This is a genomic window from Mycobacterium senriense, assembly GCF_019668465.1.
GTDB classification, from domain to species: domain Bacteria; phylum Actinomycetota; class Actinomycetes; order Mycobacteriales; family Mycobacteriaceae; genus Mycobacterium; species Mycobacterium senriense.
On the sequence record NZ_AP024828.1, the window covers coordinates 4715790 to 4742157 of the forward strand.

The 26368-nt window shown below is 67.5% G+C and carries 25 protein-coding genes; 13 read left to right on the forward strand and 12 right to left on the reverse strand.

The genetic code is table 11. The features are described 5' to 3' along the window. Window positions 1–87 precede the first annotated feature (87 nt). The gene (locus MTY59_RS22125) at window positions 88–252 is read left to right on the forward strand and encodes a hypothetical protein (RefSeq protein WP_167540309.1); all 165 of its coding nucleotides are present in this window, start codon (window positions 88–90) and stop codon (window positions 250–252) included. A 10-nt stretch (window positions 253–262) separates the two neighbouring features. On the opposite strand, the gene MTY59_RS22130 is transcribed toward MTY59_RS22125, so the two are convergent. Next, on the reverse strand, window positions 263–2929 hold the full coding sequence (locus MTY59_RS22130) for an FHA domain-containing protein (protein ID WP_221043056.1): 2667 nt from the start codon (window positions 2927–2929) through the stop codon (window positions 263–265). 161 nt (window positions 2930–3090) lie between these two features. Next, on the reverse strand, window positions 3091–4140 hold the full coding sequence (locus MTY59_RS22135) for an alpha/beta hydrolase (RefSeq protein ID WP_221043057.1): 1050 nt from the start codon (window positions 4138–4140) through the stop codon (window positions 3091–3093). Between the two features lie 206 nt (window positions 4141–4346). On the opposite strand from MTY59_RS22135, the gene MTY59_RS22140 reads away from it, so the two are divergent. Beyond that, window positions 4347–5192 (forward strand): SDR family NAD(P)-dependent oxidoreductase, encoded by an 846-nt coding sequence (locus tag MTY59_RS22140; protein WP_221043058.1) that lies wholly within the window; start codon window positions 4347–4349, stop codon window positions 5190–5192. On the opposite strand, the gene MTY59_RS22145 is transcribed toward MTY59_RS22140, so the two are convergent. The 5 genes from MTY59_RS22145 to mbp1 form a co-directional block, all read right to left on the reverse strand. Beyond that, window positions 5193–5696, reverse strand: coding sequence for an isoprenylcysteine carboxyl methyltransferase family protein (locus MTY59_RS22145; RefSeq protein WP_221046585.1), 504 nt, complete (start codon window positions 5694–5696; stop codon window positions 5193–5195). 14 nt (window positions 5697–5710) lie between these two features. Beyond that, window positions 5711–6733, reverse strand: coding sequence for a type III polyketide synthase (locus MTY59_RS22150; RefSeq protein ID WP_221043059.1), 1023 nt, complete (start codon window positions 6731–6733; stop codon window positions 5711–5713). A gap of 256 nt (window positions 6734–6989) precedes the next feature. After that, complete coding sequence (locus tag MTY59_RS22155) at window positions 6990–9224, reverse strand: molybdopterin-dependent oxidoreductase (RefSeq protein WP_221043060.1); 2235 nt, start codon at window positions 9222–9224, stop codon at window positions 6990–6992. Window positions 9225–9275: 51 nt separating this feature from the next. After that, the gene (locus MTY59_RS22160; RefSeq protein ID WP_221043061.1) at window positions 9276–9701 is read right to left on the reverse strand and encodes a PPOX class F420-dependent oxidoreductase; all 426 of its coding nucleotides are present in this window, start codon (window positions 9699–9701) and stop codon (window positions 9276–9278) included. A 104-nt stretch (window positions 9702–9805) separates the two neighbouring features. Next, a complete protein-coding gene (mbp1, locus tag MTY59_RS22165; protein WP_221043062.1) occupies window positions 9806–10039 on the reverse strand; it encodes a microaggregate-binding protein 1 in 234 nt (77 codons plus the stop codon). Between the two features lie 295 nt (window positions 10040–10334). Between mbp1 and MTY59_RS22170 the strand changes: the two genes are divergently transcribed. From MTY59_RS22170 to MTY59_RS22185, 4 genes are all read left to right on the forward strand, one after another. Next, a complete protein-coding gene (locus MTY59_RS22170; RefSeq protein ID WP_221046586.1) occupies window positions 10335–10787 on the forward strand; it encodes a nuclear transport factor 2 family protein in 453 nt (150 codons plus the stop codon). 80 nt (window positions 10788–10867) lie between these two features. Next, on the forward strand, window positions 10868–11296 hold the full coding sequence (locus MTY59_RS22175) for a DoxX family protein (protein ID WP_221043063.1): 429 nt from the start codon (window positions 10868–10870) through the stop codon (window positions 11294–11296). Between the two features lie 211 nt (window positions 11297–11507). Continuing rightward, window positions 11508–12902, forward strand: coding sequence for a WS/DGAT/MGAT family O-acyltransferase (locus MTY59_RS22180; protein ID WP_221043064.1), 1395 nt, complete (start codon window positions 11508–11510; stop codon window positions 12900–12902). Between the two features lie 60 nt (window positions 12903–12962). Then, complete coding sequence (locus MTY59_RS22185; protein WP_250160625.1) at window positions 12963–13844, forward strand: alpha/beta fold hydrolase; 882 nt, start codon at window positions 12963–12965, stop codon at window positions 13842–13844. Window positions 13845–14015: 171 nt separating this feature from the next. On the opposite strand, the gene MTY59_RS22195 is transcribed toward MTY59_RS22185, so the two are convergent. Genes MTY59_RS22195 through MTY59_RS22205 form a run of 3 tightly spaced genes read right to left on the reverse strand, consistent with a single transcriptional unit; the run spans window position 14016 to window position 17280 of the window. Next, the gene (locus MTY59_RS22195) at window positions 14016–14861 is read right to left on the reverse strand and encodes a mycofactocin-coupled SDR family oxidoreductase (RefSeq protein ID WP_415822020.1); all 846 of its coding nucleotides are present in this window, start codon (window positions 14859–14861) and stop codon (window positions 14016–14018) included. Next, on the reverse strand, window positions 14858–15661 hold the full coding sequence (locus MTY59_RS22200) for a mycofactocin-coupled SDR family oxidoreductase (RefSeq protein WP_221043065.1): 804 nt from the start codon (window positions 15659–15661) through the stop codon (window positions 14858–14860). The genes MTY59_RS22195 and MTY59_RS22200 overlap by 4 nt, the downstream gene beginning before the upstream one ends. After that, on the reverse strand, window positions 15658–17280 hold the full coding sequence (locus MTY59_RS22205) for a flavin-containing monooxygenase (protein ID WP_415822023.1): 1623 nt from the start codon (window positions 17278–17280) through the stop codon (window positions 15658–15660). Before MTY59_RS22205 ends, MTY59_RS22200 begins: the two co-directional genes overlap by 4 nt. A 130-nt stretch (window positions 17281–17410) precedes the next feature. On the opposite strand from MTY59_RS22205, the gene MTY59_RS22210 reads away from it, so the two are divergent. The 7 genes from MTY59_RS22210 to MTY59_RS22240 all read left to right on the forward strand — a co-directional run bounded on the left by MTY59_RS22210 (window position 17411) and on the right by MTY59_RS22240 (window position 23484). Further along, complete coding sequence (locus MTY59_RS22210; protein WP_221043066.1) at window positions 17411–17734, forward strand: 2Fe-2S iron-sulfur cluster-binding protein; 324 nt, start codon at window positions 17411–17413, stop codon at window positions 17732–17734. Between the two features lie 89 nt (window positions 17735–17823). Further along, window positions 17824–19008 carry an acyl-CoA dehydrogenase family protein gene (locus MTY59_RS22215; RefSeq protein WP_221043067.1) on the forward strand — a complete coding sequence of 395 codons (1185 nt, stop codon included), beginning with the start codon at window positions 17824–17826 and terminating at the stop codon, window positions 19006–19008. Between the two features lie 15 nt (window positions 19009–19023). Beyond that, window positions 19024–19932, forward strand: coding sequence for a biphenyl-2,3-diol 1,2-dioxygenase (gene bphC / locus MTY59_RS22220; RefSeq protein WP_221043068.1), 909 nt, complete (start codon window positions 19024–19026; stop codon window positions 19930–19932). After that, entirely contained in the window at window positions 19929–21395 is a 1467-nt protein-coding gene (locus MTY59_RS22225) for an FAD-dependent oxidoreductase (RefSeq protein WP_221043069.1), read from the forward strand. Before bphC ends, MTY59_RS22225 begins: the two co-directional genes overlap by 4 nt. A 229-nt stretch (window positions 21396–21624) precedes the next feature. Continuing rightward, window positions 21625–22452 (forward strand): IclR family transcriptional regulator, encoded by an 828-nt coding sequence (locus MTY59_RS22230; RefSeq protein WP_221043070.1) that lies wholly within the window; start codon window positions 21625–21627, stop codon window positions 22450–22452. Window positions 22453–22520: 68 nt separating this feature from the next. After that, window positions 22521–22868, forward strand: a complete 348-nt coding sequence (locus tag MTY59_RS22235; RefSeq protein WP_221043071.1) for a hypothetical protein — start codon at window positions 22521–22523, stop codon at window positions 22866–22868. Continuing rightward, window positions 22861–23484, forward strand: coding sequence for a Dabb family protein (locus tag MTY59_RS22240; protein WP_221043072.1), 624 nt, complete (start codon window positions 22861–22863; stop codon window positions 23482–23484). The genes MTY59_RS22235 and MTY59_RS22240 overlap by 8 nt, the downstream gene beginning before the upstream one ends. A gap of 6 nt (window positions 23485–23490) precedes the next feature. On the opposite strand, the gene MTY59_RS22245 is transcribed toward MTY59_RS22240, so the two are convergent. Both MTY59_RS22245 and MTY59_RS22250 read right to left on the reverse strand, forming a co-directional pair. Then, window positions 23491–24378 (reverse strand): SDR family NAD(P)-dependent oxidoreductase, encoded by an 888-nt coding sequence (locus tag MTY59_RS22245; protein ID WP_221043073.1) that lies wholly within the window; start codon window positions 24376–24378, stop codon window positions 23491–23493. Then, complete coding sequence (locus MTY59_RS22250) at window positions 24375–26303, reverse strand: flavin-containing monooxygenase (protein WP_221043074.1); 1929 nt, start codon at window positions 26301–26303, stop codon at window positions 24375–24377. The genes MTY59_RS22245 and MTY59_RS22250 overlap by 4 nt, the downstream gene beginning before the upstream one ends. Between the last annotated feature and the right edge of the window lie 65 nt (window positions 26304–26368).

Consider the following 26368-nt stretch of genomic DNA (forward strand, 5'->3'; position numbering starts at 1 on the left):
CTCGCGGTTATCCGGGCGGCCTGCGAGGATTTTCAGATCGGCTGGTCGACGCGGACCAGGCATTCTGCCCGGCCTGAGGGAGAAGTCATGCCCACTGTTGAGATGCGCCTCCGCGAAGATTTGCGCAACTACGCCGTCGAATTGCGGCAACTGGCTTACACGCTGCCGCTGGGCGTGGGCGAGCACGATCTGCTGCAGCTGTCCGACCGCATGCGCGCCGCGGCCGAGCAGTTGGTCCGCAAGGGCGCCTGAACGGACGCGCTCAGCCGCCCCTGAGGCGGATCTTCCAGCGCACGAAGCCCAGATAGACGGCGCTGATGACGAACAGCATGCCGACGTCGAACCACCACGACGCCGGGGTGTGCCGCCAGTGCGAGTCCTTGGGAATGACCGGTCCCGGCTCCAGCTTGAGCAGGTCGGCGGTGGAGGCCGACGCCGCGAATCCCCACCGCGCCGGTGTCGCCCACGACATCTGGTCCAGCCCGACGCGCGCGGTGACCGGGATCATCCCGCCGGAGAACACCAGCTGCGACATCACGGCCACCACCAACAACGGCATGATCTGCTCGTTGGACTTGGCAACCGCCGACAGGGCCAGCCCCAGCATCGCCGACGCGACGCACGTCAACGCGACGTCCGCGAACAGCTCCAGACCGGGCTTGCCCAGCGCGACGGCCCCCTGTGTCGGGGCGCCCTTGCCGAGCACCGCGATGATGCTGACGATCGCCGACTGGACGATCGCGAAGACCGTGTACACGCAGACCTTGGCCAACAGGTACGCCGACGTGGACAACCCGACCGCCTGTTCGCGCAGGAAGATGGCGCGCTCACCGATCAGGTCGCGGATGGTCAGGGCGGTGCCCATGAACACCGCGCCGACGTTCAGCAGCACCAGGATCTGCCCGGGCTCGTTGGGCGCGGCGCCCATCGGGTTCGGGATGCCGAAGCCGACATCGCCGGGCACCGACATCGACAACGACCCCATGATGAACGGCAGGAGCGCGAGGAAGACGAAGTAGCCGCGGTCCGAAATGATCAGCCGCATCTGACGCCGGGCGATCGTGGAGAACTGGCGGAACAGGCTGGTGTGCGAGGGATCGCCCAGTTCGGCGGGTTTCTCCGCGGGCGGCGGAGCGGGCGGAGGACCCGTCCGGGCCAGGTAGCGCGCCCGGGACCCGTCGGGGTCGTTGGCGACCGTGCTGAAGATGTCGGCCCAGTTGGTGGTGCCCATGGCGGGACCGATCTGGCTCGGCGGGCCGCAGAACGCGGTCTTGCCGCCGGGCGCGAGCAGTAATACCTGATCGCAGACGTCGAGGTAGGTCAGCGAGTGGGTGACCACGAGCACCACGCGGCCGGCGTCGGCCAGCTGCCGCAGCATGGTCATCACCTGCCGATCCAGCGCCGGGTCCAGGCCGGAGGTCGGCTCGTCGAGGATCAGCAGCGACGGACCCGTGAGCAGCTCGAGCGCCACGGACGCGCGTTTGCGCTGACCGCCGGACAGCTTGTCGACCCGGGTGTGCAGGTGCTGGGTCATCTCGAGTTCTTCGAGCACCCGGGCCACCACCTGGGCGCGGTCGTCCTTGGTGGTGTCCGGCGGGAGCCGTAGTTCGGCGGCGTACATCAGCGCCTGCTGCACGGTCAGCTGCCCGTGCACCACATCGTCCTGGGGCACCATTCCGATCCTGCTGCGCAGCGAGGCGTACTCGGCATGGATGTTGTGGCCCTCGAACGACACGGTCCCCGTCGTCGGGTGGGTGTACCCGGCGACCAGCCGGGCGAAGGTCGACTTGCCCGCGCCGGAGGGCCCGATGATCGCCGTCAGGGTGCCGGGAAGCGCGGTCAACGAGATGTTGTCCAGCAGCGTTTTGTTGTTCTCGATCGTCCAGGTCACCCCGCGCGCGTCGAGGCCGCCGGTACGCGTGGCGGTCGCCGTCTGGTCGCGGCGGGCCAGGGTGCCGCCGTGAAAGATCAGGTCGATGTTGCCGATCGTGACCACGTCGCCGTCGTGCAGCACGGCCGAATCGACCCGGGCACCGTTGACGAAGGTGCCGTTGATGCTGCGGTTGTCGTGGATCTCGGTTCCGGAGGGCGTCGGGACCAGGGTGGCGTGATGGCGCGATGCCAGCACCTCGGGGATGACGATGTCGTTGTCGTTGGCGCGGCCTATCTTGATCGCGCCCGGCACGTCCAGCCCGGTCTTGCCCGGCCGCAGGATCTTCATCATCGACGTCGCGATGACGGACGAGTCGCCGCCGACGCGGCCCGTCTGGGGCGCGGCCGGTTCGGCGGTGGTCGGCGGCGCCGCATGCGCCGACGGTGACCGGTAGATCTGCGGGGCGTGCTGGGAGCCGCTGGGCGGGGCGCTCGGTAGACCGCTGGTCGGGTACCGGGGCTGCGGCCCGGCCGGATGGCTCGGCGTGGGTCCGTTGGGCGGCTGGCTCGGCTGTGCGGCGGTGGACGGATGGGCGAGGTGCCGGAACGAGGCCGACGCCGGCTGCTGGGGCTGGCCGGGCCATTGCGTGCCGAATGGCTGGTCCTGCGGCGCCCGCGCCAGCGGTTCGCTGGGGCTGCTGACGATCGGTATGGACGTGGTCAGCGGGGGCCGGCCGGCCGAGCCCTGGTGGCGGCCGACCTCGAAGGCGAGCGCGGGACCGTCGGGATTGCCCATGTTGATGCGCAGGCCGTCCTGGATGTCGACGACCGGGACGCGGCGGTTGTGCACATAGAGGCCGTTCAGGCTGCCGTTGTCGATGGCGATCCATCGGCCCTGGTCATACCGCACGATCAGGTGGTTGCGGGAGATCAGCGGGTGGGCGACTCGCAGGTCGGCGCGCAGGTCACGCCCGATCACTACGTCGTTGCCCGGCGCGAAGGTGCGCTCGGCTCCCTCGTACCGCACGGTGAGCGCAGGCGGGGCTGGTGGGGTCATCAGGACCAACTGTAACGGCAGCGGCGCAACTTATGCGCTGGGTTCTTTGCCGGGCGCCTGTTCGCGCAACCGCAGCCAAGACCCGGCGCCGGGACACGGTGCCGGGTCACCGAAACAGCGGGACGGCGAACCGGCTTGCGGCGCAGTTACTTTCGGCGCCTTCAACCGGCCACCGCGGCGTTGCGCAGGCTGCGCACACTCGGGACTCTCGCGCGAACAGCGGTGACGTCCTTGACGAAGTCACCAAGGTATTTGATGGCGCGCCGGCCCTCGGGCAAAATGTCTGCGGCCAAAGGGAAGTCGTGGATCTGCCCCTCCCACAGATGCAGATCGCAGTGGATCCCGCTGGCTTCCAAGCGTTTCGCCATCAGCTCGGCATCGGCGAGCAGCAACTCGTCCGAGCTGGCGTGAATGGTGACCGGCGGCAACGAGGACAGGTCGGCGTCCACCGGGGAAGCGACCGTGCCGTCGCCTTCGCCCTTGCCCTCCACAACCTGTGCGTTGCTGAGGAATTGGGCGAACCTGGAGAAGGCCCGGCGAGTGAACATCGAACACTTGCGGACGTTGCGGTGCTTGAGTTTTCGCACGGGATCCGCATCGGTGAACGGCGAGACAGCCGCAACTCCGGCCGGCTCCATGATGCCGTCCTGGATCGCCAGGAGTGTGGTCATGAACGCCAGATATCCCCCGGCGGAGTCGCCGGCCACGACAACCTGGTCGCCGTCGTACCCGTGATCCTGCAGCCAGCGCAGGCCACTGATCCCGTCGTCGATGGCGTCGGTGATCTGGTGTGCGGGCAGCTTTCGGTATGCGACGGCGAGGATGACGGCATCGGCCGCCTTCGACAAGCGGGCCACCATGGAACGGTGCGTGTTGAGGCCACAGGTGAGGAATGCGCCGCCGTGCAAATACAGGATTGCCCGCTCCCCCGAGACGCCGGGCGCGCGAACCAATTCGGCGGCACAGTTGTCCAGCCGCACCGATTCGGTTTTCGCCGCATATCCGACACGCGGGACCAATCCCGCGACTGTGTCGACGTATTCGAACGGCCAATGCAGATTCGGCGTCATGGCCCACGCGCGGATCGCGTTTTTCACGATCAACCGGCTGGCAAGTCCCACGGCAACTGACTGCGGACTATGACGGTGATGAACGCGTCTCGTCGTCGCCACGCTCGGCAATATATGTGTCGGTTCGGCTGTACTCACCATGGGTTGCAACCTCCTAAGTGGGGGGCGGATACCCCCCGCCGCCGAGGGCTAACGGGAAATTAACGCGCGGGAAATGTCGTGTACATCACTGTTTGCCGGCGGCGGAGATGGGTATCACTCGTCAATCTCTCTTGCGGTCGGCGCGCGGGCGTGATCAGACCGAACCGGCTGTTGCTCAACCCCCTGGATGCCCCAAGATATGAGCGGTGACACATGCAACGAGCCCCGAGCCGCTACTGACCGAGCGGGTGGCGGTCGTCACCGGCGGCGCAGGAGGAATCGGCGCAGCCACCGCGCGACTGTTCGCCGTACACGGCGCCAACGTGATCATCGCCGACGTCGACGCCGACCTTGCCGACGCGACGGCGGCCTCGATCACCGAGGCCGGCGGGTCGGCGCTGGCGGTCGTCACCGACGTCCGTGACGTCGATCAGGTCTCCCGCTTGGCCACAACGGTCCTCGACCGGTTCGGCCGGGTCGACGTGCTGGTCAACAACGTGGGCCACTGGCTACGGCATCCCGGAAACTTCGCCAACACCGACCCACAACTATGGGACGAGCTCTACCGCATCAACCTGCACCACGTTTTCCTGCTGACCCACGCGTTCCTGCCGGCCATGATCGAGCGGCACGCCGGTGCAATCGTGAACGTCTCGTCGGTCGAGGGGCTGCGCGGCTATCCGGAGGATCCGGTGTATGCCGCCTTCAAAGCCGCCGTCAACGCGTTCACCCGCAGCCTCGCGGTCCAGGTGGGCAACGACGGCGTGCGGGTGAACGCCATCGCGCCCGATGTCACCGAATCCCTGCAAGTGCCCTATTCGCAATGGCTTTCAGCCGAGGAACAGGCGCAATGGCCGCAGTGGGTTCCGGTCGGGCGGATGGGCCTGCCCGAGGATCAGGCCAGGGTCATCCTGTTTTTGGCCTCCGACCTCTCGGGCTTCGTCACCGGCCACGTCATCCCGACCGACGGCGGCACCGGCGCGGCCGGCGGATGGTTCCGCTCGGCGCGCCGGCCCGATCGCCAGTGGACCAATCGGCCCGTCGCCCCCTGATTACGCGTAACCCAGCGCCGCGTTCTCCGAGCGGATGCGCACGGAGAGCACCAACGCATTGGCCAGGCTGAACACGATCGCGGTGAGCCACGCGGAGTGCACCAGCGGCAGCGCGGCCACCTCGGCCGCCACCGCGATGTAGTTGGGGTGGCGCACCCAGCGATACGGCCCGCGCTGAACCAGCGGCGCGTCCGGGATCACGATCAGCCTGGGATTCCAGTGCTTGCCGAGCACGCTGACGCAGCGCCAGCGGACGACCGTGCTGAGCGCCACCACGGCCAGCATCGGCCAGCCCAGCCAACCGATGAACGGCCGACCCAGGCTCCAGGTCTCGACGATGCACGAGATCAGCAGCAGGGCGTGCATGCTGACCATCGCCGGGTAGTGATCGCGCCCGAACTCCTTGCCGCCGTTTGCCATTGACCATCTGGCGTTTCGCTGAGCGACCGCCAACTCGACGAGACGTTCGGCCCCGACGGCGAGAATGAACAGGTAGTAGTACATGGCGTCGTCCCCCGTCACCACTGCAGCAATAGCAGCTCGAAGCTGAAACCGGGCCCCATGGCGAGCATCACCCCGAAGGCGCCGTCGCCCGGCGGCGCGGCGACCGTGCGGCGCAGGACGTCCAGCACCGACACCGAGGACATATTTCCGTTCTCCCGCATGGAGTTTCGGCTGTGCGCGAGGGCTTCGCCGGGCAACCCGATCGCATTCTCGATCGACTCGAGGACTTTTGGACCGCCCGGATGACATACCCAGGCCGCGATGTCGGTGACGGACAGTCCGTGATCGGCCAGGAACGCGTCCACCTCGGCGCGCAGGTAGTCGTCGGCCATCTTGGGGACGTCACGGGACATGACGAGCTGAAATCCGCTGGAGCCGACGTTCCAGCCCATCACGTCGACGGTTCCGGGGACGACGCGGCTGCGCGTCGCTAGCACACGTGGTCCTGTTGGGCTGGCGGCCAACGGGACTCGTTCGGCCCCGGTTGCGACGACGGCGGCGGCGCCGTCACCGAACAGGGACACTCCGATGAGCGCGGGGACCGAGGTGTCGTCGTGTTGCAGGGTGAGCGAGCACAGTTCGACCGACAGCAGCACGGCGACGTGCCCGGGGTAGCCGTGCAGGTAGTCGTACACGCGCGCCATTCCGGCGGCCCCGGCCACGCAGCCGAGCCCGAACAGTGGCACCCGTTTGACGTCGGGCCGCAACCCGATTCGGGTCATCAGCCGCGCGTCGATGGTGGGCACCGCGACTCCGGTGCTGGAGACCATAACGATGGTGTCGACCTCGTGCGGTGCCACGCCGGCGGTCGCCAGCGCCGACTTGATCGCCCGCTCACCCAGATCGACGGCCACCTCGAGATACGCGTTGTTCGCTTCGGTGAAGCCGGTCAGACTCGGATAACGCGACAGCGGCAGCGCAAGGCTGCGCTGGTCGACGCCGGCGGTCTGCGCGAAGCGCAGAAATCCCGGATCGGTGAACCCGGTGAGCTCGCGTGCGACCTCGTCCTGGTTGTAGCGGTGCGGCGTGAAAGCCACCGCGGTACCGGCGATCCGTGGAGCGCCGCGTCCTCGGCCCGCGGCCCGGTGCGGGGAGCTTGAATATGTTGTTGCAGTCATGCCCATGCCGACGACGGCCGCCCGGTAAATGGTTCACCGGATCACCGCCGAAGTGAGTTGAACCACAATGGCACAGCCACCGTTAACCAGGAGACAGGGCACGGGAGGGCACATTGTCAGGCGCGCCCTTTTCGGCGCGAAAGACCCTGCGGGACTAGGGAATCCCCGAGGGCGGTCACACGGTTGGCGCAGGCCGGAAGCGGGTGTGATCGTCGATGATCGTGACCGGGATACCATTGAGCACGCCGTTGCCGGAGGGCTCGTCGATAAACGTGGGTGGGGACAGCACATTCGTGTTGGCACCCGGCGAGCCGTTGGCCACCGACATGCGCGTGCCCGGCTTGCCGTGCCCCCAGCCGTGCGGCATCGAGACCACTCCGGGCCTGATGGCTTCGGTGACCTCGACGGGAACCTTGATCTCGCCGGCCTCCGATTTCACCGTCACGATGTCGTTGTCGGTGACGCCGCAGCGGGCCGCGTCGTCGGGATGGATCAGCAACGTGCACCGGTCTTTTCCCTTCATCAGCGCGGGCACGTTGTGCAGCCAGGTGTTGTTGGATCGCAGGTGCCGGCGGCTCACCAGGACCAGCGGCTCGGCGGCCCGCTCCATGCGTGCGGCCAGCCGCGGCAGGTCATCGAGCAGGTATTGCGGGGCGAGCCGGATCTTCTTGTCGGCGGTGCCGAGGATGTCGGGCACCTGCGGCACCATGGGCCCGAAGTCGATGCCGTTCGGGTTGGCCTTGAGCAGGTCCAGCGTCAGCCCACCCGGGTTCTTGCCGTACTGGTCGCCGAAGGGCCCGGTGCGCAGCGTGAGGTCGAGCATTCGCTCGGGTCCGCCCTGGTCGTAGAGCTTGCGGATCTGTCCACCGTCGAGGCCCTGCGTGAACGCCAGGTAGTCGAAGAAGCCGTCGTCGATGGCCGCGACGTCCACGTCCTCGGCCGGTGTGCCGGTGCACAGGCCGGTCAACCGGATCAGGATCTCCCATTCGTGCGGGCGATCGCCCGGATCGAACACCGGGGCAGAATAATTCGCGATGCTGTGGATGGCGAAGAGCAGGATCAGATCGTCGTGGTGCGGCTGCTCGAGCGGGGACAGGCCGGGCAGGATCACGTCGGCGTGCCGCGTGGTCTCGTTGAGCCAAAGGTCAACGGAGATCATCGCTTCCAGCATCGGCAGCACTTCGTCGAGTTTGTCGCCGGCGGGTGTGGACAGCACCGGGTTGCCCGCGACCGTGATCAGCGCCTTGAGTTGACCGTCGCCCGGGGTGGCGATCTCCTCGGCCATGCACGACACCGGGGCCTGACCGAGCACCTCCTTGGCGCCGCGCACCCGGGTGTGCCAACGACCGAATTCCGCTGCGCCGTCTTCCAGCCCGGGCAGCGGCTGGGCGGTGATCGACCAGGCCGCCGGCTTGGGGAACATCGCGCCCCCGGGTGCGTCGAAATGGCCGGTGAGGATGTTGACGGCGTCGACCAGCCAGCTGGCGAGGCTGCCAAACTCCTGATTGCACAGCCCAATTCGGCCGTATACCACCGACTTCTCGGTGCTCGCGAGCTCGCGGGCCAGCCGGCGGATGCGGTCTTCGTCGATGCCGGTGACCGCGCTGACCCGTTCCGGCGGCCAGTCCGCGACGGCTCGCCGCATGACATCGACACCGTCGACGTGCGGCCCCGGTCGGATGAGGCCCTCGTCGAAGAGGGTATGCGCGACGGCCAGCAACAGCGCCGCGTCGGTTCCCGGCACGATGGGAAGCCATTCGTCGGCGCGTGCGGCGGTCAGGGTGCGCACCGGGTCGATCACGATCACTTTGCCGCGTTTGCGAATCCCGTCGATCAGACCCATCACGTTGGGCGCCGCCAACAGTGAACCCTGCGATGCCGCCGGGTTGGCGCCCATGATCACCAGCAGGTCGGTGCGTTCGATGTCGGGCACCGGGAAGTTCCACCACAGGCCGTACATCAGGTGCGACGACAGGTTCTTCGGCCACTGGTCGACCGTGCCGGGCGAATACGTGATCGGCATGCCGGACATGCCCATCAGCACGCCCGCATAGCGGGCCAGTGAGAACGAATGCGCCAGTGGGTTGCCGGTGTAGGCGGTGACCGCGCCGATGCCGTACTTGTCGATCACCGGGGTCAGCAGTTCGGTGCAGCGGCGAAACGCCGCGTCCCAGCTGACTTCCCGCCATTGGCCGTCGACCTTGATCATCGGCTGGCGGATGCGGTCCGGATCGTCGTGCAGGGCCGCAAGCGAGGTTCCTTTGGGGCACAGATGCCCGCGGCTCCACACGTCGTCACGGTTGCCGCGGATGCCGGTGACATGGGCGTCCTCGACACGAATTTCCAAGCCGCACATGGCTTCACACAAGGGACACGTGCGCAGGTGCGTCCCGTCTTCGCCCGGTGTCATCCACCCACTGTATTCCGCTACCGCGGGTAGCGGAAGTGTCAAGATTCGGGCTCAGCCCGCCCAGGGCCCGATGCCGCCGACCTTGTCGATGCGGATGTGGGTGAGATAGCCCGGAGGCGCGTTGTCCGGCGGGAATTTCGTGTTCGGGTCGCCCAGCACCGGATTGAGCTCCGCCAGCACTTCGGGGGCGCCGCCCTCGGTGATCCGGGCGGTCCCGGTGAGCGAGAGGTATGGTCGCATCCCCTGGCCCGCTGCGTCGAGCGCCACGATCGTCACGGCGACGCGGGGATCGTTGCGGATGTTGCGGACCTTCTTGTGTTCGGAAAGGTGGGCGCTGACGAGTTCGTCTCCGTCGGGCGTCGACCGCAGCGCCACCCAGACCACGCTCACCTGGGGGCTGCCGTCGGGATTGATGGTGACCAGAGTGGCATCCGCGCCTTTCCCGATGAGGTCGCGGGCGGCGTCGTTGAGTTCCATGCGTCGTTCTACGCCCGCGCGCGGCTTTTCATTCCCGGGCGCCCCCCGGCGGCGACAGAGCGATGGCCCGGCCACGCCTGTGACCGGGCCACCATCGAGTGCCGCTACTGTTCGGCTTTCTGGCGAGCTTCGTTGATTTCGGCAGCCTTACGGGCGCTTTCGGCTTCGGCCTCTTTCTGGGCGGCCTCTCGTTGCGCGTCGGCCTTGTCCTGCTGAGCCTGGCCCTCACGCATCAGGTCGTCACGCCCGGCGACCGCGCCGGCGACTTCCTTGACCTTGCCCTTGACACCTTCGACGATGCCCTCGATGGCTTCTTCGGGACCACTCTTGTCCGACATGCGCTCTCCCTCCGTGTGGCGCACAACGCCCGTGTCGTGCGCTCGCCACCTTTATTGCCCAACCGGTGCATTGTCGAAACGTGGACGACGAGTAGCCTTCGCCGCAGCCGTGACCTGACGGTTCATCGCCGCCAAGAACTAACCGGGGGGATAGCCCGATTACCTTGCCGGACAACATCACTGATCGCCCTCCGGCGACTCCGTCGACCGCTGCGCCGCCTTATTTCCGCACCGTCACCCGATGCGCCTACGCTGGTGGGCCGAGGTTTCGGCGACGGCGCGAGGAGTCGTGACGGTGGAGATGTGGGAAGTGGTGGCCCGCGAGCGAATCCGGGACACGTTAGCGCGTTACAACTGGTCCGGTGACGCCGGCCGACTCGACGGACTAGCGGAGACGTTCTGCGTCGACGGCGTCCTCGAGCTCCGGGGTTTCGCGCCGCTGCGCGGGCGGTCGGAGATCGCGGCCTTCCTGGGGGGTGTCACCGGGAAGGTTGCCGCCGGGGCCGGCGTCAAACCGATTGTGCGCCATAACGTCGCGAACGTGTTGTTCACCGAGGTGGCGCCCGGCCAGGCCCGGGTCGACTCCTACTTCACCGTGGTCACCCATATCGGGCTCGACCACTGCGGCCGTTACCGCGACCTCCTGGTGCCCGAAAATGACGCCTGGCTGATCAAGCACCGCAAGGTCTCGACCGATTGGGCGGCGCCCGACTCCGCGATGGCCCGCGACGCCTCCGGTGCGCAATGACCATGTCCTCGGCGGCACACCAAAACTATTGTCCGCGTTAGCCTTCCACGCCAGACCGGGGTAACCGGGAAGGACCGATCATGGCCGCATCCGACACCGACCGCGCGCTGGCGTATCTGCTGGTTCGGCTGACCATCGGGGCCAGCCTGTTCGGCCACGGTCTGGTCCGGATGCCGAAGCTGGCCGCGTTTCACGCGCAGATGATGGGCGAGTTCACCAAGTCGATGCTGACCCCCGTCGGAGTCTCGGCGTGCAGTTACACGCTGCCCTTCGCCGAGCTGATCATCGGGGCGCTGCTGCTGGCGGGGGCGCTGACCCGCGTGGCCGCCCTCGCCGGCGGACTGGTGATGATCGTCCTGGTCCTGGGCGCGACGTCGATCGAGCACTTCAACGTGATCGGCGACCAGCTTGTGCACGCGCTGTTTCTCGTCGGGGTGATTGCCTTCCACGGCCACAACCGCTACTCCGTCGACCGCCTGATGGCCGGGCGCCGGTCCATCGGCGCATAACCGGCGACCCGCCGACCGCACCGGGCGTCCGCCGAGTGGCGATCTCGTTAAATATACCGGCGTCATGTTTGCCCAGCGCCATCCACCGGCTACACATAAAAGTCACATCAGAACAGTGCGGCCTCCCCGATCGTGCGTCCCCTCAGGAGCTCCGGGATGACCGTGGGTCACGTGACCAGGGGTCATGGTCGCGCAAAAGAGACGAGCAGGTATGCAACGACTCAGTGGGTTAGACGCGTTCTTTTTGCATCTGGAAACGCCGACGCAGCCTTTGAATGTTTGCTGCGTTCTGGAGCTGGACCCCATGGCGATGCCGGGGGGCTACACCTTCGATCGCTTCCGTGCGGCGTTGTCGGGGTGGTTGGACGCCGTGCCCGAATTCCGCCTCAAGCTGGCCGACAACCAACTGAACTTCGACCATCCGGTTTGGGTGGACGACGATCGCTTCGATCTCGCCCGCCACCTTCACCGAGCGGCCCTGCCGTCGCCGGGCGGTCCCAGAGAGTTAGCGGACATCTGCGGCCACATCGCTGGGCTGGCGCTCGATCGTGATCGTCCGCTGTGGGAGATGTGGGTGATCGAGGGCCTGCACGGCAGCGACGCGCTGTCCGTCGTCCTCAAGGTCCATCACGCGGTGGTCGACGGCGTGGGCGGCGCCAACCTGCTCGCGCAGTTGTGCAGCGCCGCGCCGGACGCCCCGCCACCGGAACCGGTCCAGCGTACCGGCGCGGCGAATCCGCTGCGCATTGCCGCGAGCGGACTGATCGGGGCGGCGTTGCGGCCGTGGCGGCTGGCCAGGGTCGTGCCGGCAACGGCGCTGACCCTGGCGGAGACGGTGTTGCGCGTCCGTGGCGGTGGGCACACCATGGCAGCCCCGTTCGCAGCACCGCCAACGGCGTTCAACGGCTCGTTCACCCGGCGCCGCAACGTCGCCCTCACCAGCGTGGACCTCGAGGACGTCAAATCCGTCAAACGCCGGTTCGGGGTGACGGTCAACGACGTCGTGACGGCGCTGTGCGCCGGAGCGCTGCGCCAGTACTTCCAGGACCGCGACGCGCTGTCGGACCTGCCGCTGGTCGCCAGCGTGCCGGTGTCCGTTCGCGACAAATCCACCCGGAGCGGCCGCAACCAGATGACCTGGATGCTCTGCCGGCTCGAAACCCACATCGACGACCCCGTCGAACGGCTGGCCAGCATCGCCGGCGGAAACGCCGCGGCCAAGGACCACTCCGCCGCGCTGGGCCCGACCCTGCTGCAGGACTGGACACAGGTGGCCGGGCAGACCCTGTTCGACGCCGCAAAGAAACTGCTGCCGCGCATACCCCTGCCCAACAACCCGCCGCACCACCTGGTGATGTCGAATGTCGCCGGCCCGCAAGACCAGCTCTACTTCCTGGGGTGCCGCCTCGATGCGATCTATCCGCTCGGCCCGATCATCGCCGGCGCCGCGCTGAACATCACGGTGATGTCGCTCAACGGCCGACTGGGCATCGGCATCATCTCCTGCCCGGACCTCGTCCCGGACCTGTGGGACCTCGCCGACGCGTTCCCGGCCGCACTCAAAGAACTCATGAATTGCGGCGAGTCCGCGGGCAGCCCCCTCTGAGCGGCCCGGTGAGCGGAACCCCGTCCACCTTTGCCGCCACGGCATGGCAGGGTGACATCCGTGGCAGACACATCTGAATCGACGACCATCGCAGCGGACGACCTGCGTGAAGTCGGCCTGGAAAAGGGCGCTTTGCGCTACTACGACACCGGCGACCCGGAATCTGGTCCGGTGCTGCTGTTCCTGCACGGGTCAGGGCCCGGCGTCACCGGGTGGCGGAACTTCCGTGGCGTGCTGCCCGCCTTCGCCGCCCACTTCCGGTGCCTGATCCTGGAATTCCCCGGGTTCGGGGTCAGCGACGACTTCGGCGGCCATCCGATGGTCACCGCCTTCGGTACGGTGTCGCCGTTCCTGGACGCGCTGGGCGTCGACAAGGTGCTCATCGTCGGCAACTCGATGGGCGGCGGCGTCGGCATCAACTTCGCCACCCACAATCCGGACCGCGTCGAGAAGCTGGTGACCATCGGCGGCATCGGCACCAACATCTTCAGTCCCAGCCCGAGCGAAGGCATTCGGCTGCTGCAGGAGTTCGTCGAGGACCCCACGCGGCAACGGCTGGTCGACTGGCTCAAGTCGATGGTCTACGACCAGGCGCTGGTCACCGAACAGCTGATCGAGGAACGCTGGCAGCTGGCCACCGACCCGGACACTCTGGCCGCGGCCCGACGCATGTACGGCAAGGCGGCGTTCGCCGGGATGAACGCCGCGCTGAACGCCTCCGACCGGCCGCTGCCATGGGCGACCATGCACAAGCTCACCGTGCCCACTCTGCTGACGTGGGGCCGCGACGACAGGGTGAGCCCGCCGGACATGGCGCTGATCCCGATGCGCACCATTCCCAATGCGGAGCTGCACATCTTCCCCAACTCGGGGCACTGGGCGATGATCGAGGCAAAGGACGCGTTCGAAAGCACCGTGCTGGCGTTCCTGTCACGCGGTTAAGGCAGCGGTGATCGCGAGCGCGGCGAAGCCGGGCGAGCGGGTTACCGCAATCAGCTCTGTGCCGCAAGGCCTTTGGTCAACAGGGCGAGCGCGTCGGGGTTGCCGTCGAGCACTCGGCTGGTGCGGGTGGCGATCTGCCAACGGTCGTCGATGGCGGTCATGGTGTTCTCCTCATCGCTGGGTGGCCCCGGCGTCGACGGGCAGGACGATCGCGGTGATGTAGCGCGCCTCGTCGGAAGCCAGGAACAGCGCGGCATTGGCCACGTCCACCGCGTCCACCCAAGGCACCGCGAGCATGTTCATGGAGCGGGCCGCCTCGGCGAATTCCGCGCGCGTGGGCGGGCGGTCCAGGTCGGGCCGGAACGCGGTGCTGACCACGTCGTTGTGGATCATCGGCGTGTCGACGTTGGTCGGGCTGATGCAGTTGACCCGAACATTGTGTGGCGCAAGCTCATTGGCCATGCTGCGCATCATGCCGATCACGCCGTGCTTGGCGGCGGTGTAGTGCGCGACGCCGACCAGCCCGCGCAGGCCCGCAATGGAGCTCGTCAGGATCATCGATCCCGCCCCGCGCGCGATCAGGTGCGGCGCGGCCGCGCGGCAGGTGTGCCACACCCCGGTGAGGTTGACGTCGAGCATGGTGCGCCAGGCGTTTTCGTCCAGCTCGACCGCCATGCCGCGCGAGGTGATGCCCGCGGTCGCGCAGACCACGTCCAGGCCACCGAACCGCTGGACACCTCGTTCGGTGGCGTCCTGCATGCCGGAGAGGTCGCGCACGTCGGCGATTTCGGTGTGCGCCCGCCCACCGGCCTCGGCGACCAATGCGGCCGTCTTTTCGAGGTCGGCCGGGGTGCTGTGCGGGATGATCACCGTGTCGACCGGGCCGCACACGTCAAGCGCGACGATGTCGGCGCCCTCCTGCGCGAACCGCACCGCTTGCGCACGGCCGATCCCGCGCGCCGCGCCGGTGATCAGGGCGACCTTCCCTGTTAGCCGCCCTTCGGCCGTCATGGTCATGTCGTCTTCTGCGTCAGGCCCGCGTCGACGACGAGCTGAGTGCCGGTGATGTAGCGGGCCGCGTCGGAGGCCAGGAACAGCACGGCGTTGGCGATGTCGACGGGCTCGACCCAGGGCACCGGGAGCAGGTTGCGCGCCTGCAGCACCTCGGCCGCATCGGCGGCGGTCGGGCTGTCCAGGTCCGGCCGCAGTCGCCGAAAGGTGGCCTCGTTCAGCACCATTGGCGTGGCTACCGGGCCGGGGTGCACGGTGTTGACCCGGATGCCGCGCGGGCCGAGCTCGTTGGCCAGGGTGCGCGCCAGTCCCACCACCGCGTGCTTGCTGGCGGTGTAGTGCGCGGTGTTGGGTAGGCCGCGCAGTCCGCTGGTGGAGCTGATCAGGACGACGGAGCCACCCTGATCCCCGATGTGCGGCACGCTCGCCCGGATCGTGTGCCAGACGCCGGTGAGGTTGATGTCGAGCGTGCGCTGCCACAGCTGGGGGTCGAGTTCCCAGGACGGCGCGCCGGGCAGGTGGACCCCGGCGTTGGCCACCACGACGTCGAGCCGGCCCAGCACGGCGACACCGGCATCGATGGCGACCGTCATCGCCTCGAGGTCGCTGACGTCGGCCAGGCCCGTCACGCACCGTCGGCCGCGGTCCTCGACTCCCCTTGCGGTGTCGCGCAACTCGTCGGCCGCGGTGTCGGCGTCGAGCGCGATCACGTCGGCGCCCTCGTCGGCGAAGCGCGCACAGTGCACCCGCCCGGTGCCTTTGGCGGCGCCGGTGACCACGACAACCTTGTCCAGCAATCCCGTCATCGTTCGATTAGATCGAAGCCCCGGTAGCCGGCGTCGGCCACCTCGGCGCAGATGTCGGTGTAGGCGGCGAAGCCGCCGGTGAACAGCATGAAGCCGCGGGGCTTGCCCGGCACGTTCGCGCCCATGTACCAGGAGTTCGCCTTGGTGAACAGCGTCGTCTCGGCCCGCCGGGCACATTCGGCGCCCCAGCCGTCCACGCTGTCCACGGTGGCTTCCAGCGCGGCGTATCCGTGCCGGTCGAGAAAGGCGATGGCGTCGGCGATCCAGTTCACCTGCGCCTCGGCGTGCAGCACCATGTTGGCCAGCACGGCGGGCGCTCCCGGGCCCGAGATCATGAACAGGTTGGGGAAGCCGTCTGTGGCCAGGCCAAGGTACGTGCGGGGCCCGTGCGCCCAGTCCTCGCGCAGGACCGCGCCGCGACGCCCGACGATATCGATCTTGCCCAGCGCCCCGGTCATCGCGTCGAAACCCGTTGCCAGCACGATCATGTCGACGTCGTAGTGGGCCTTGCCCTGATCGGGTCCGGGGGTGTTGATCCCGGTGGCGTCGACGGATTCGATCGGGGTGGCGCGGACACTGATCAGTGACACGTTGGCGCGGTTGAAGGTCTGAAAGTAGTTGCTGTCCGTGCAGATTCGCTTGGTGCCGATCGGGTGGTCGGTGGGAATCAGCAATTCGGCCACGGCCGGGTCGTCGATGACGGCGCGCACCTTCTCCTCGTAGAACCTGCGGGCCTCCTCGTTGGCCTCGAGGTCGGTCATCTGGTCCGGGAACGTCTTGGAGAACAGCACGCCGCCGAGTTGCCACCGCTTTTCGAACGCCGCCCGGCGCTCCTCGGCGGTGTACTGCATCGTCGGCCTCGGTGCGGTGATGTGCGGTGAACCGCCGCCGCTGCGCCACGACAGCGCACGCCGTTGCGGATAATTCGCCTTGATCTCGTCGAGTTCCTCGGCGGACAACGACCTGTTGCCGGCCGGGACACTGTAATTCGCGGTGCGCTGAAAGACGTAGAGCTGGGCGGCGCGCTCGGCGATGATCGGAATCGATTGAATGCCCGAGGATCCGGTGCCGATGACCGCCACCCGTTTGCCGGTGAAATCGACCGGCTCGTGCGGCCAGTGCGCGGTGTGGTAGGTCTCCCCGGCGAAGGTGTCCAGGCCGGCGAGGTCCGGCGTCAGCGCGGCCGATAGCGGACCGGTCGCCATCAGGCAGAACCGGGCCGAAAGTCGTTGTCCCGCATCGGTAATGACCGTCCAGCGCAACGACTCCTCATCGAGTGTCGCCGAAACCACGCGGGTGCGCAAGGCGATGTCGCGACGCAGGTCGAGCTTGTCGGCCACCCAGTTCAGATACGCCAGGATCTCGGCCTGGGTGGCATACCGTTCGGTCCAGTCCCACTCCCGCTGGAGCTCGTCGGAGAACGAGTAGCAGTAGTCGACGCTCTCGACGTCGCAGCGGGCACCCGGATACCGGTTGTGGTACCAGGTGCCGCCCAGCTCGGGGGCGGCTTCCAGCACCCGCACCGTCAGGCCCCGGCTGCGCAGCTTGTGCAAGGCATACAGGCCGGCGAACCCCGCGCCGACCACGACGACATCCAGGGGCTGTTGGCCAGCGTTCACAACCAGTCACCGTAGGGCCTTGCGCATCGCGGGCCGCCGTCCCTCCCGGTCACCGGACGGTTCGGGTGAGTTCTCCCGGCCACCGGGCGCGCACGCTCGCCACCGCGCACCGATCGCCGACCATCGGCCGATGCCGAAAGTCGCACATGTCAACGCCGCACATGTCAACGCCGCACATGTCAACGCCGCACATGTCACCGTCGAGCTGGACGGCCGGCGGCATCGTCTGCACTGGCCGCAGGGCCAAACCTTGGTCGAGACGCTGCTGGACGCGGGGATCGCCGTGCCGCACTCGTGCCGGGAGGGCCGCTGCGGTTCGTGTGTGGCGACCGTGATCGCCGGACGGGTCGACACGGCCCCCTGCGACGTCCTGGACGCAGCGGACCTCGACGACGGCCTGATTCTCGCCTGCCAGGCGAGGGCGGCCGGGGCAGATGTGCACGTCGAATTCTGATTACCGGTGTCCGCTCATCGGGATTTCCTTTGGGACGGCCCGGGTCTGCGGTAGACCATTACTAAGCCCACACACGTAAGGACAACGATATGAGCGAGCGGGTACTGGACCGGGTAGTGGCCATGGCCGACCAGTTGCGCGACCAAGCCGCCGACGCCGAACGGATCGGGCGGCTCACCGACGACACCGTCAAGCTGATGAAGGGCGCGGGCCTGATCCGGCTGTTGCAGACCAAGCAATACCAGGGCTTCGAGGTGCACCCCCGCGAGTTCGCCGAGACGACGATGGCCACCGCGGCGCTGGACCCGGCGGCCGGCTGGATCGTCGGCGTGGTGGGCGTGCACCCCTACCAGTTGGCCTACGCGGACCCGAAGGTCGCCGCCGAGATCTGGGCCGACGACGTCGACACCTGGATGGCCTCCCCCTACGCACCGCAGGGCGTGGCCAGGCCCGTCGACGGGGGCTACATCTTCAACGGCCGCTGGCAGTTCAGCTCGGGTACCGACCACTGTGACTGGATCATTTTGGGGGCCATGCTCGGCGACGAGAAGGGCATTCCCCTGATGCCGCCGCAGATGCTGCACATGATCCTGCCGCGCAAGGACTACGAGATCGTCGACGACTCGTGGAATGTGGTGGGGCTGCGCGGAACCGGCTCCAAGGACGTCATCGTCAAAGACGCGTTCGTCCCAAGCTACCGGACCATGGACGCCACCAAGGTGATGGACGGAACCGCTCAGCGTGAGGCCGGCATGACCGAGCCGCTGTACCTGATGCCGTGGTCGACGATGTTCCCGCTGGGCATCTCCGCGGCGACCATCGGCATCGCCGAAGGGGCGCTCGCCGCGCACCTGGACTATCAGCGCGAGCGGGTGGGCGCCACCGGAACCGCGATCAAGGACGACCCCTACGTCATGCACGCGATCGGCGAGGCGGCCGCGGACATCAACGCCGCCCGCCAGGAGCTGTTGGCCAACGCCGACCGCATCTACGACATGGTCGCGGCCGGCAAGGAGGTGTCGTTCGCCGACCGCGCGGCAGGGCGGCGCACCCAGGTTCGGGCGGTGTGGCGCGCGGTGTCCGCGGTCGACGAGATCTTCGCCCGCTCGGGCGGCAACGCGGCGCGGATGGACAAGCCGCTGCAACGGTATTGGCGCGACGTGCACGTCGGACAGATGCATGCCATCCACGTCCCCGGCACCACTTATCACGCGTCGGCGCTGAGTTCGATCGGCATCGACCCGCCCGAGGGTCCGCTGCGGGCCCTGATCTGAGCAGGAGACGCATCCGTGAGCGATCTGAAAAGCCTGGGCTACATCACCATTTCGACCAACGACATCGACCGCTGGCGGCAGTTCGCCTTCGGGGTGCTGGGTTTCGCCGAGGGCAAGGGCCCCGACCCGTCGGCGCTGTACCTGCGGATGGATGAGCGGGCGGCCCGGCTCATCGTGGTGCCCGGTGAGACGGACCGGGTGCTGACCGTCGGCTGGGAAGTGCGCGATCACCCGGCGTTGCAGCGCGTGCAGGCTACGTTGGACGGCGCCGGCGTGGCGTACAAACAGCTGTCCCCGGACGAGGCCGAGGCCCGCCGCGTCGAAGAGGTGATCACGTTCGAGGATCCCGCCGGTACCACGCTGGAGGTGTTCCACGGCGCGGTGCTCGACCACAGCCCGGTCGTCACGCCGTTCGGCGCGAAGTTCGTCACCGGCGATCAGGGCTTGGGTCATGTCGTGGTGCCGGCCACCGACCCCAACGGGCTCTTCGACTTCTACACCGAGGTCCTGGGCTTCCGCGCCCGGGGCGCGTTCCGGGTGCCGCTGCCGAAAGAGTTCGGCCCGGTGCGGGTTCGGTTCCTGGGCATCAACGAGCGACACCACAGCTTGGCGATCGTGCCGGCCGCGCACCAGCGCGACCCGCGCCTGGTTCACATCATGGTGGAGGCCGACACCCTGGACGCCGTCGGGCAGGCGCTGGACCGGGTCAACGCCGAGGGATTCCAGCTGTCGTCCACCCTCGGGCGGCACACCAACGACAAGATGGTCTCGTTCTACGTCCGCGCACCCGGTGACTGGGACATCGAATTCGGCACCGACGGTATGCGGGTCGACGAAACTTATTACACCGCGGAGGAAATCACCGCCGACAGCTACTGGGGCCACCAGTGGGTCGGCGAAATGCCCGCGGCCATGCGGCTGTGACGCCCGAATCGGAGGTGACGCCGGTCGCGGCGTCGTCGATCACCTCGTGGGATGACGAGGCCGACGTCGCCATCGCCGGCTACGGTGTCGCCGGTGCGGCCGCGGCCGTGGAGGCGGCGCGATCCGGCGCCGACGTGCTGGTGCTGGAGCGCACCGGCTCCTGGGGCGGGGCGGCGTCGATGGCCGGCGGGTTCATCTATCTCGGCGGCGGCACACCCATCCAAAAGGCTTGCGGTTTCACCGATTCCGTCGATAACATGGCGGCCTTCCTCAACGTCGCGATGGGGCCCGGCGCCGACGAGGACAGGATCGCCGATTACTGCGCCGGCAGCGTCGCGCACTTCGACTGGCTGGTCGGTTGCGGCGTCCCCTTCAAGGCCGAGTTCTTCTCCGAGCCCGGCTGGGAGCCGATGGGCGACCAGGGCCTGATGTACAGCGGCGGCGAAAACTCGTTCCCGTTCAACACCATTGCCTCCCCCGCGCCGCGCGGGCACGTCCCGCAGATGCAGAACAAGAAGCAGGGCGAGGCCAGCGCCGGATACATGCTGATGAAGCCGCTCGTGGAAACCGCGACCGCGGCCGGCGCCCGGGCACTGTACGACGTGCGGGTGTCACGGCTGATCGTCGAATCCGACGGCCGGGTGGTCGGCATCCGCGCCCGAAAGTACGGCACCGAGATGAACATCCGGGCGCGGTCCGGGGTGGTGCTGGCGACCGGCAGCTTCGCCTACAACGACGCGATGGTGCAGCGGTACGCGCCGCGAATCGCCGGGCGGCCCGCCGCCTCCATCGAGCAGCACGACGGGCAGGCGATCCGGATGGCGCAGGCGCTGGGCGCCGACCTGGCGCACATGGACGCCACCGAGGTCGCGATCTTCATCGACCCCCAGCAGCTGGTGCGCGGCATCCTCGTCAACGGCCGCGGCCAGCGCTACGTCGCCGAGGACACCTACCCGGGTCGCATCGGGCAGCTCACCCTCTACCACCAGGACAACGTCGCCTACCTGATCATCGACGGCGATGCCCAGGAGGAGGCGATGGCCTCGTGGTCGCCGAAGCTCATGCTGCGCCCGGCCACCTGGGTGGCGGACAGCGTCGCGGACCTGGAACGCGACATGGGACTGCCGCCCGGCTCGCTGCAGGCGACGGTGGCCGCCTACAACGAGGGCGCCGCGCGCGGCGAGGACCCGCTGCTGCACAAGAAGCCGGAGTGGATCAAGCCGATCGGCTCCCCCATCGGCGCCGTCGACCTGCGCGAGAACACCGGCGGCTTCACCCTGGGCGGGCTGGCCACCACGCTGGACGCCGAGGTGCTGCATGTCAGCGGCGCGCCCATCCCGGGGCTGTTCGCCGCCGGCCGCTGCACCGCCGGGCTGGCCGCCTGGGGGTACGCCAGCGGGGTCTCGCTGGGTGACGGCAGCTTCTACGGCCGCCGCGCCGGTCGGGCCGCCGCCAAGGGCTGAGCAGCCACTCATCTGGTCGATCGCCGTCGCGTCGTGAGTGCGCTGACGGCGTCGACTGTGTTTCCTGGGCGGGATTCGCGCCCATACTTCATCGTCAGCGCACACCCGGCAGACGCTCACGTCCGCCCCTCGACTTTCACGTGTCGTGTGACAGCGACCACAGCGTGTGGTACAAACAGATGTTCCTAATAGGAATATGACAGCCAGATAGGTTCAGCCAGGAGGGCCGATGACAGGCACCGCGGAATCAGCCACGCCCACGGCGGTCATCGACCGCATCTCGCTCGTGCTGGACGCGTTCGACGGCCCCGGGCGGCTGACGCTGGCCCAGATCGTCCGGCGGACCGGCCTGCCGCGCTCGTCGGCGCACCGGATGCTCGAGCGCCTGGTGCAGCTGCGCTGGCTGCGCCGCAGCGGCCGCGACTACGAGCTGGGCATGCGGCTGGTCGAGCTGGGCTCGCTGGCCGTGCATCAGGACCGCCTGGTGCGTGCCGCCGGTCGCCTGCTGGGCGAATTGCACCGCGCCACAGGGCTCGTCGTGCACCTCGCGGTTCTGGACGGGCCGGACGTGGTCTACCTCGACAAGGTCGGCGACTCGCCGCTCGCGCCGATGCCCACGCGGGTGGGCAGCCGCCAGCCCGCGCATTGCACCGCCGTCGGGAAGGCGATGCTGGCCTACCGCGACGAGGACGCGCCGGTGGACCTGGCAGTCCGCAAAACCAGATACTCGATCGCCACCGGCTCGCAGCTGGCCGTCGAGTTGTCCCGGGTGCGCGCGCACGGCGTCGCCTTCGAGCGCGAGGAATCGCTGCTCGGATTCGGTTGTGTGGCAGCGCCTATCGGTGGACCCGGTGAAGGCCAGGAAGTGATAGCGGCGGTGTCGGTGTGCGGGCCCATGAATCGAATGATGTTCGACCAGCGATTGGTCGCCCCGGTCCGGATGACCGCGATGGGCATCTGGCGGCACGCCGAGGACGGCCCGCAACGCGTCGCGCCGACCCTGCAGCCCTTGCGGCCGCTGCGGCCGGCGCCGCGGCCCGTGTTGCAGTACGCGTGAAGCTCGGCGTCTCCCAGTAGGCGGGACTTACCCGTATTCAAGGCGCGACAGCGCCATACCCTTCGCATATGGCTAACGGTGAGATATTCGTCGTCGACCGTGTCATCACGCGCCCGGGTTGTGCCAGGGAATTTGTGGACACCTACCTCAACGAGTACGCCCCGGCCGCACGCGACCGTGGTATGACGCTGCGTGACATTCTGGTCAGCCCGCCGATCTGGTTCGACGATCAATCGAACACCGTGACCGTCACCTGGTCACTGCCCAGCCTGCAGGCTTGGTGGGAGATGACGTGGCAGGGCCGGCCGGACCCCACCCTCGGGCCATGGTGGGAAGGCATCGCCGATCTCGTCGAGACGCGCGGCCGCAGCGTGGCCGCGGCCGCCAACGACGTCGATCGACTCTGCGATGTATAGCGTGACCCGGCTGCTCGACGTCGTCGAGCAGGATCGCGACCGCGTGCTGACCGCTGTGCGCACCGTCGCCGCAAACACCGGGGCGCAATGCCGGCTTGTCGAGCCGACGCTGCCGGGCGCACGCAACGGCGGCGACGTCGTGGTGCACCTGCGCTTCGGCACGGAAAGCCAATGGCGTTCCGCCGAGCCGGATTTCGCGGTACTCCTCAATGATCCCGCGATCACCGCCGTCAATGGCGCCAACTATTCAGGCGCGGCTTCCTGTACCGGCGCAACCGGCACCGTCTATCGCGCGCTGTTGCTGTGCGTGCTCCCCGGCACCGACGGCGACACCATCGCCCGCTTCGAAGATGAGCTGCGCTTGATGCCGCGGTATATCAAGACGATCACTGCCTGGCAGTTGAGTCGTGTCGAGCAAGCGGTCGGGACGCAGGAGTGGACCCACGTGTTCGAGCAGGAATTCACCGACGTCGAGGGGCTGATGGGCGCCTACCTGATGCACCCGATCCACTGGGCCGTAGTGGACCGCTGGTTCGATCCCGAGTGCCCCGAGGTGATCGTCCGGAATCCGGTGTGTCACAGCTTCTGCGCGATCACCGACGCGGTGCTGAGCTGAATCCTGCTAGAACCCCGCAGGCAAGATGTTTGGGTTGGTCGTCGTCGGTGGCTCCAGCGCGGGGAGCTCGCCTTCGCCGTCCAGTGTGTGAACTCGCAACTGCTGCGACCACGGATAGTGCAGGCTGAATGCGACCAAGCCGGTGCGCTCCGCCGCGGGAAGGTGACACATTGCCAGCACTGTTTCGGCCAGGTATTCCACCGATTCGGTCGGGAACGAGTCGGGAATCAACTGGGCCGCACCGGGTGTCCGAACCGCCGTCGATGGGCCCACGCAATTGACCGCAATGTTGGCGTCCAGCAGTTCCGCCGCGACACCCTGGGTGAAGCGGTGCAGCGCGGCCTTCACGGACCCGTAGAGCACGTCGCCCGAAGTCTTGTTGTACTCGCGGTACGGCCTCACCGGCGCCACCCCGGTCACCGACCCGATGTTCACGATCCAGCCCGCGCCTTGCTTGCGCATATGGGGCACTGCGCCTTTCGTCAGCACAAAAGGGGTGCGCAGGTAGTGCTCCACGGTACGGTCGAACGTCTCCAGGCTCATCTCCTCGATCACCGAGTAGTCGGCGAAACCCGCATTGTTGACCAGGATGTCGATCCGGCCGGTGCGGTCGAGCACCTGGTCGATCAGACCATCACGGGCATTGTTGTCTTCGAGGTCGACGGCCAGCCCGAACGCCGATCCCCCTGCGTTCTCGATCAGGGCAATCGTCTCGTCAATCGTCCCCGGCAGCACCGTAGCCAGCCCCGCCCGGGTGGACCGCGAGGGTGTGTGGTTTCGCGCCGTCACCGCCACCGTGGCGCCCTCGGCAGCCAATCGCTGCGCGATCGCCCGGCCAATCCCCCGGCTGCTGCCGGTGACCAAAGCCGTTCTACCGAACAATAATTGGGTCATCGCAACTCGAAGTGCTCTTCGATCGGCGCTCGGTGTTCATGCCAGAGGTCCACCAGCCGGTACGGAGTGGCCACCACGACCCGTCCCGAACCGGAGCGGTAATAAGTGTGCGCGTTCGGGGTGTGACACCACACCGTGCCGGCCATGGCCTCATCGATCGCGGACACATAGTCGTCGTAAGCCTGTTGTGTGACCTCCATCGTCCTCGCCCCGCGCAGCGCCATCAATTGCAGGCATTCGATGATGTAGTGCGACAGTACTTCCATCGAGAAATTAGCGCCGGCTCCGTGACCGGGACTGTAGTTCGGGGCCGAGTGGATGAACAGGTTGGGAAAGCCCGGCACGGTGCCGCCGCGGTAGGCACGAGGGCTGTCACCCCACTCGTCGGTGAGCTTGCGCCCGCCGCGGCCACGAATATCGATGGTAGACAAGAAGTCAAGGTGATATCCGGTGGCATAGATGATCACGTCGAGATCGATCTGCCTGCCGTCTTGGGTGACAATACCTTTGCCGTTGACCGCGGCCGGCTCACTGGCCTCCACATCGACGTGCTCACGGGTCAGGGCCTCGTAGTAACCACCCGGGTCACGGATAATCCGCTTGCCGTAGGGCGCAAAATCCGGCGTCACCTTCCTCGCCAGTTCAGTTCCCGAACCGAAAGTTGTGTTGATGTAGTCCATACACATCCGCAAGAGCACGTCGTTCGCGGGCGAGATCGAGAGATGCGTTTCCGCCCACTGAGGGTCACGCAGGATGACGGGATAGTTGTTGTCCGCCGTGCCCCAGTAGGACTTCAGCCTGTTCCATTTGGCGTAGTGCGGGACGTGACGGCCGAGGTATCGGCGGTACTCGGGAACGTCGTCGGTCAGCCGTTTACGCGGCGCCACCCAGTGTGGCTGACGCTGAAACACCGTGAGGTGCTCGACTTCGTCCACACAGGCATCAACGATTTGCACCGCTGTACAACCAGCACCGATGATCGCCACCCGCTTGCCCGCGAGGTCCAGAGATGCATCCCATCGTGCGGAGTGAATGCTGGTGCCTGCGAATGTCTCCCGGCCCGATAGCTCGGGCCAACGCGGCCGGTTGAGGTAACCTGCGGCGGTAATCACCACGCGCGAATGAGTGACGTCATGTTTACCGTCGCGGTCAACCGAGTGGATCTGCCAATGAGCATGGTCCTCGTCCCACCACAGCGCCGTTACCTCAGTGCCGAATCGTGTGTGCTCACGCAGTCCGTACTTGTCGGCCAACGCAACCAGATAGGCCTGGTACTCAGCGCCCTGCGGATAGTAGCTCGTCCATTCGGGATTCACCTCGCGCGACAGCGAGTAGTACGCCGAGGGAGTGTCGACTCCGATGCCGGGATAGGTCGTGGTCAACCAGGTACCCCCGACTTCGTCGTTGCGATCGAAGACTTCGTAGCCAGCCCCGGCTTCGGCGGCCGCCAGCGCAGCGATGATGCCGGCGAGGCCCGCACCGACGATGACCACATTCGTTGTCGCGGGGATCGGCACGTTTCGTGGCAGCGTCGGCCGTGAGAGTTGAAAGCCGCCCTGCTCGAGCAGCAGCGGAACGAACTCGTCGTCCACCTCCGAACCCAGCGCCAGCGGAAGCAGGCGCCTGAACAGGTCGGGGTCGTCGACGGGCGGAGCACTCGCCTGCCGGTTTTCGACCAGGGCGGCAACCAGGGCGCTCACCAATTCCTCCGCGGTGTCGTCATCGGTGACGCCGGCCCGCTCGGGCGGATCGGGGACGTGGGAGATCTTGGGCCCGAACTTGTCGATCACAGACGAGTCGCCGGTCAGCTGAGCCAGGATAGCGACCAGCACGCCGGGGTCGGCCTGACCGAGGTGCGTCCGCAGTTCCTCGAGATCGAGCGTGGCCGAGCTGGGAGGCGACGTCGATTCAGTGGCGGAGGTCATGGCACTGAGTATCGGGGCGTGTAATCGTGTTGAACACTGCTCTGTCTACTCAGCGGGAGGTGAGA

Coding starts and splice junctions, on each gene's coding strand:
- MTY59_RS22125 (WP_167540309.1), top strand. CDS start 88: ATGCCCACTGTTGAGATGCGCCTCCGCGAAGATTTGCGCAACTACGCC.
- MTY59_RS22215 (WP_221043067.1), top strand. CDS start 17,824: ATGAGCGAGCGGGTACTGGACCGGGTAGTGGCCATGGCCGACCAGTTG.
- MTY59_RS22240 (WP_221043072.1), top strand. CDS start 22,861: ATGTATAGCGTGACCCGGCTGCTCGACGTCGTCGAGCAGGATCGCGAC.
- MTY59_RS22180 (WP_221043064.1), top strand. CDS start 11,508: ATGCAACGACTCAGTGGGTTAGACGCGTTCTTTTTGCATCTGGAAACG.
- mbp1 (WP_221043062.1), bottom strand. CDS start 10,039: ATGTCGGACAAGAGTGGTCCCGAAGAAGCCATCGAGGGCATCGTCGAA.
- MTY59_RS22155 (WP_221043060.1), bottom strand. CDS start 9,224: ATGACACCGGGCGAAGACGGGACGCACCTGCGCACGTGTCCCTTGTGT.
- MTY59_RS22235 (WP_221043071.1), top strand. CDS start 22,521: ATGGCTAACGGTGAGATATTCGTCGTCGACCGTGTCATCACGCGCCCG.
- MTY59_RS22175 (WP_221043063.1), top strand. CDS start 10,868: ATGGCCGCATCCGACACCGACCGCGCGCTGGCGTATCTGCTGGTTCGG.
- MTY59_RS22245 (WP_221043073.1), bottom strand. CDS start 24,378: ATGACCCAATTATTGTTCGGTAGAACGGCTTTGGTCACCGGCAGCAGC.
- MTY59_RS22160 (WP_221043061.1), bottom strand. CDS start 9,701: ATGGAACTCAACGACGCCGCCCGCGACCTCATCGGGAAAGGCGCGGAT.
- MTY59_RS22200 (WP_221043065.1), bottom strand. CDS start 15,661: ATGACGGGATTGCTGGACAAGGTTGTCGTGGTCACCGGCGCCGCCAAA.
- MTY59_RS22145 (WP_221046585.1), bottom strand. CDS start 5,696: ATGTACTACTACCTGTTCATTCTCGCCGTCGGGGCCGAACGTCTCGTC.
- MTY59_RS22230 (WP_221043070.1), top strand. CDS start 21,625: ATGACAGGCACCGCGGAATCAGCCACGCCCACGGCGGTCATCGACCGC.
- MTY59_RS22130 (WP_221043056.1), bottom strand. CDS start 2,929: ATGACCCCACCAGCCCCGCCTGCGCTCACCGTGCGGTACGAGGGAGCC.
- MTY59_RS22210 (WP_221043066.1), top strand. CDS start 17,411: ATGCCGAAAGTCGCACATGTCAACGCCGCACATGTCAACGCCGCACAT.
- MTY59_RS22135 (WP_221043057.1), bottom strand. CDS start 4,140: ATGGTGAGTACAGCCGAACCGACACATATATTGCCGAGCGTGGCGACG.
- MTY59_RS22250 (WP_221043074.1), bottom strand. CDS start 26,303: ATGACCTCCGCCACTGAATCGACGTCGCCTCCCAGCTCGGCCACGCTC.
- MTY59_RS22195 (WP_415822020.1), bottom strand. CDS start 14,861: ATGACCATGACGGCCGAAGGGCGGCTAACAGGGAAGGTCGCCCTGATC.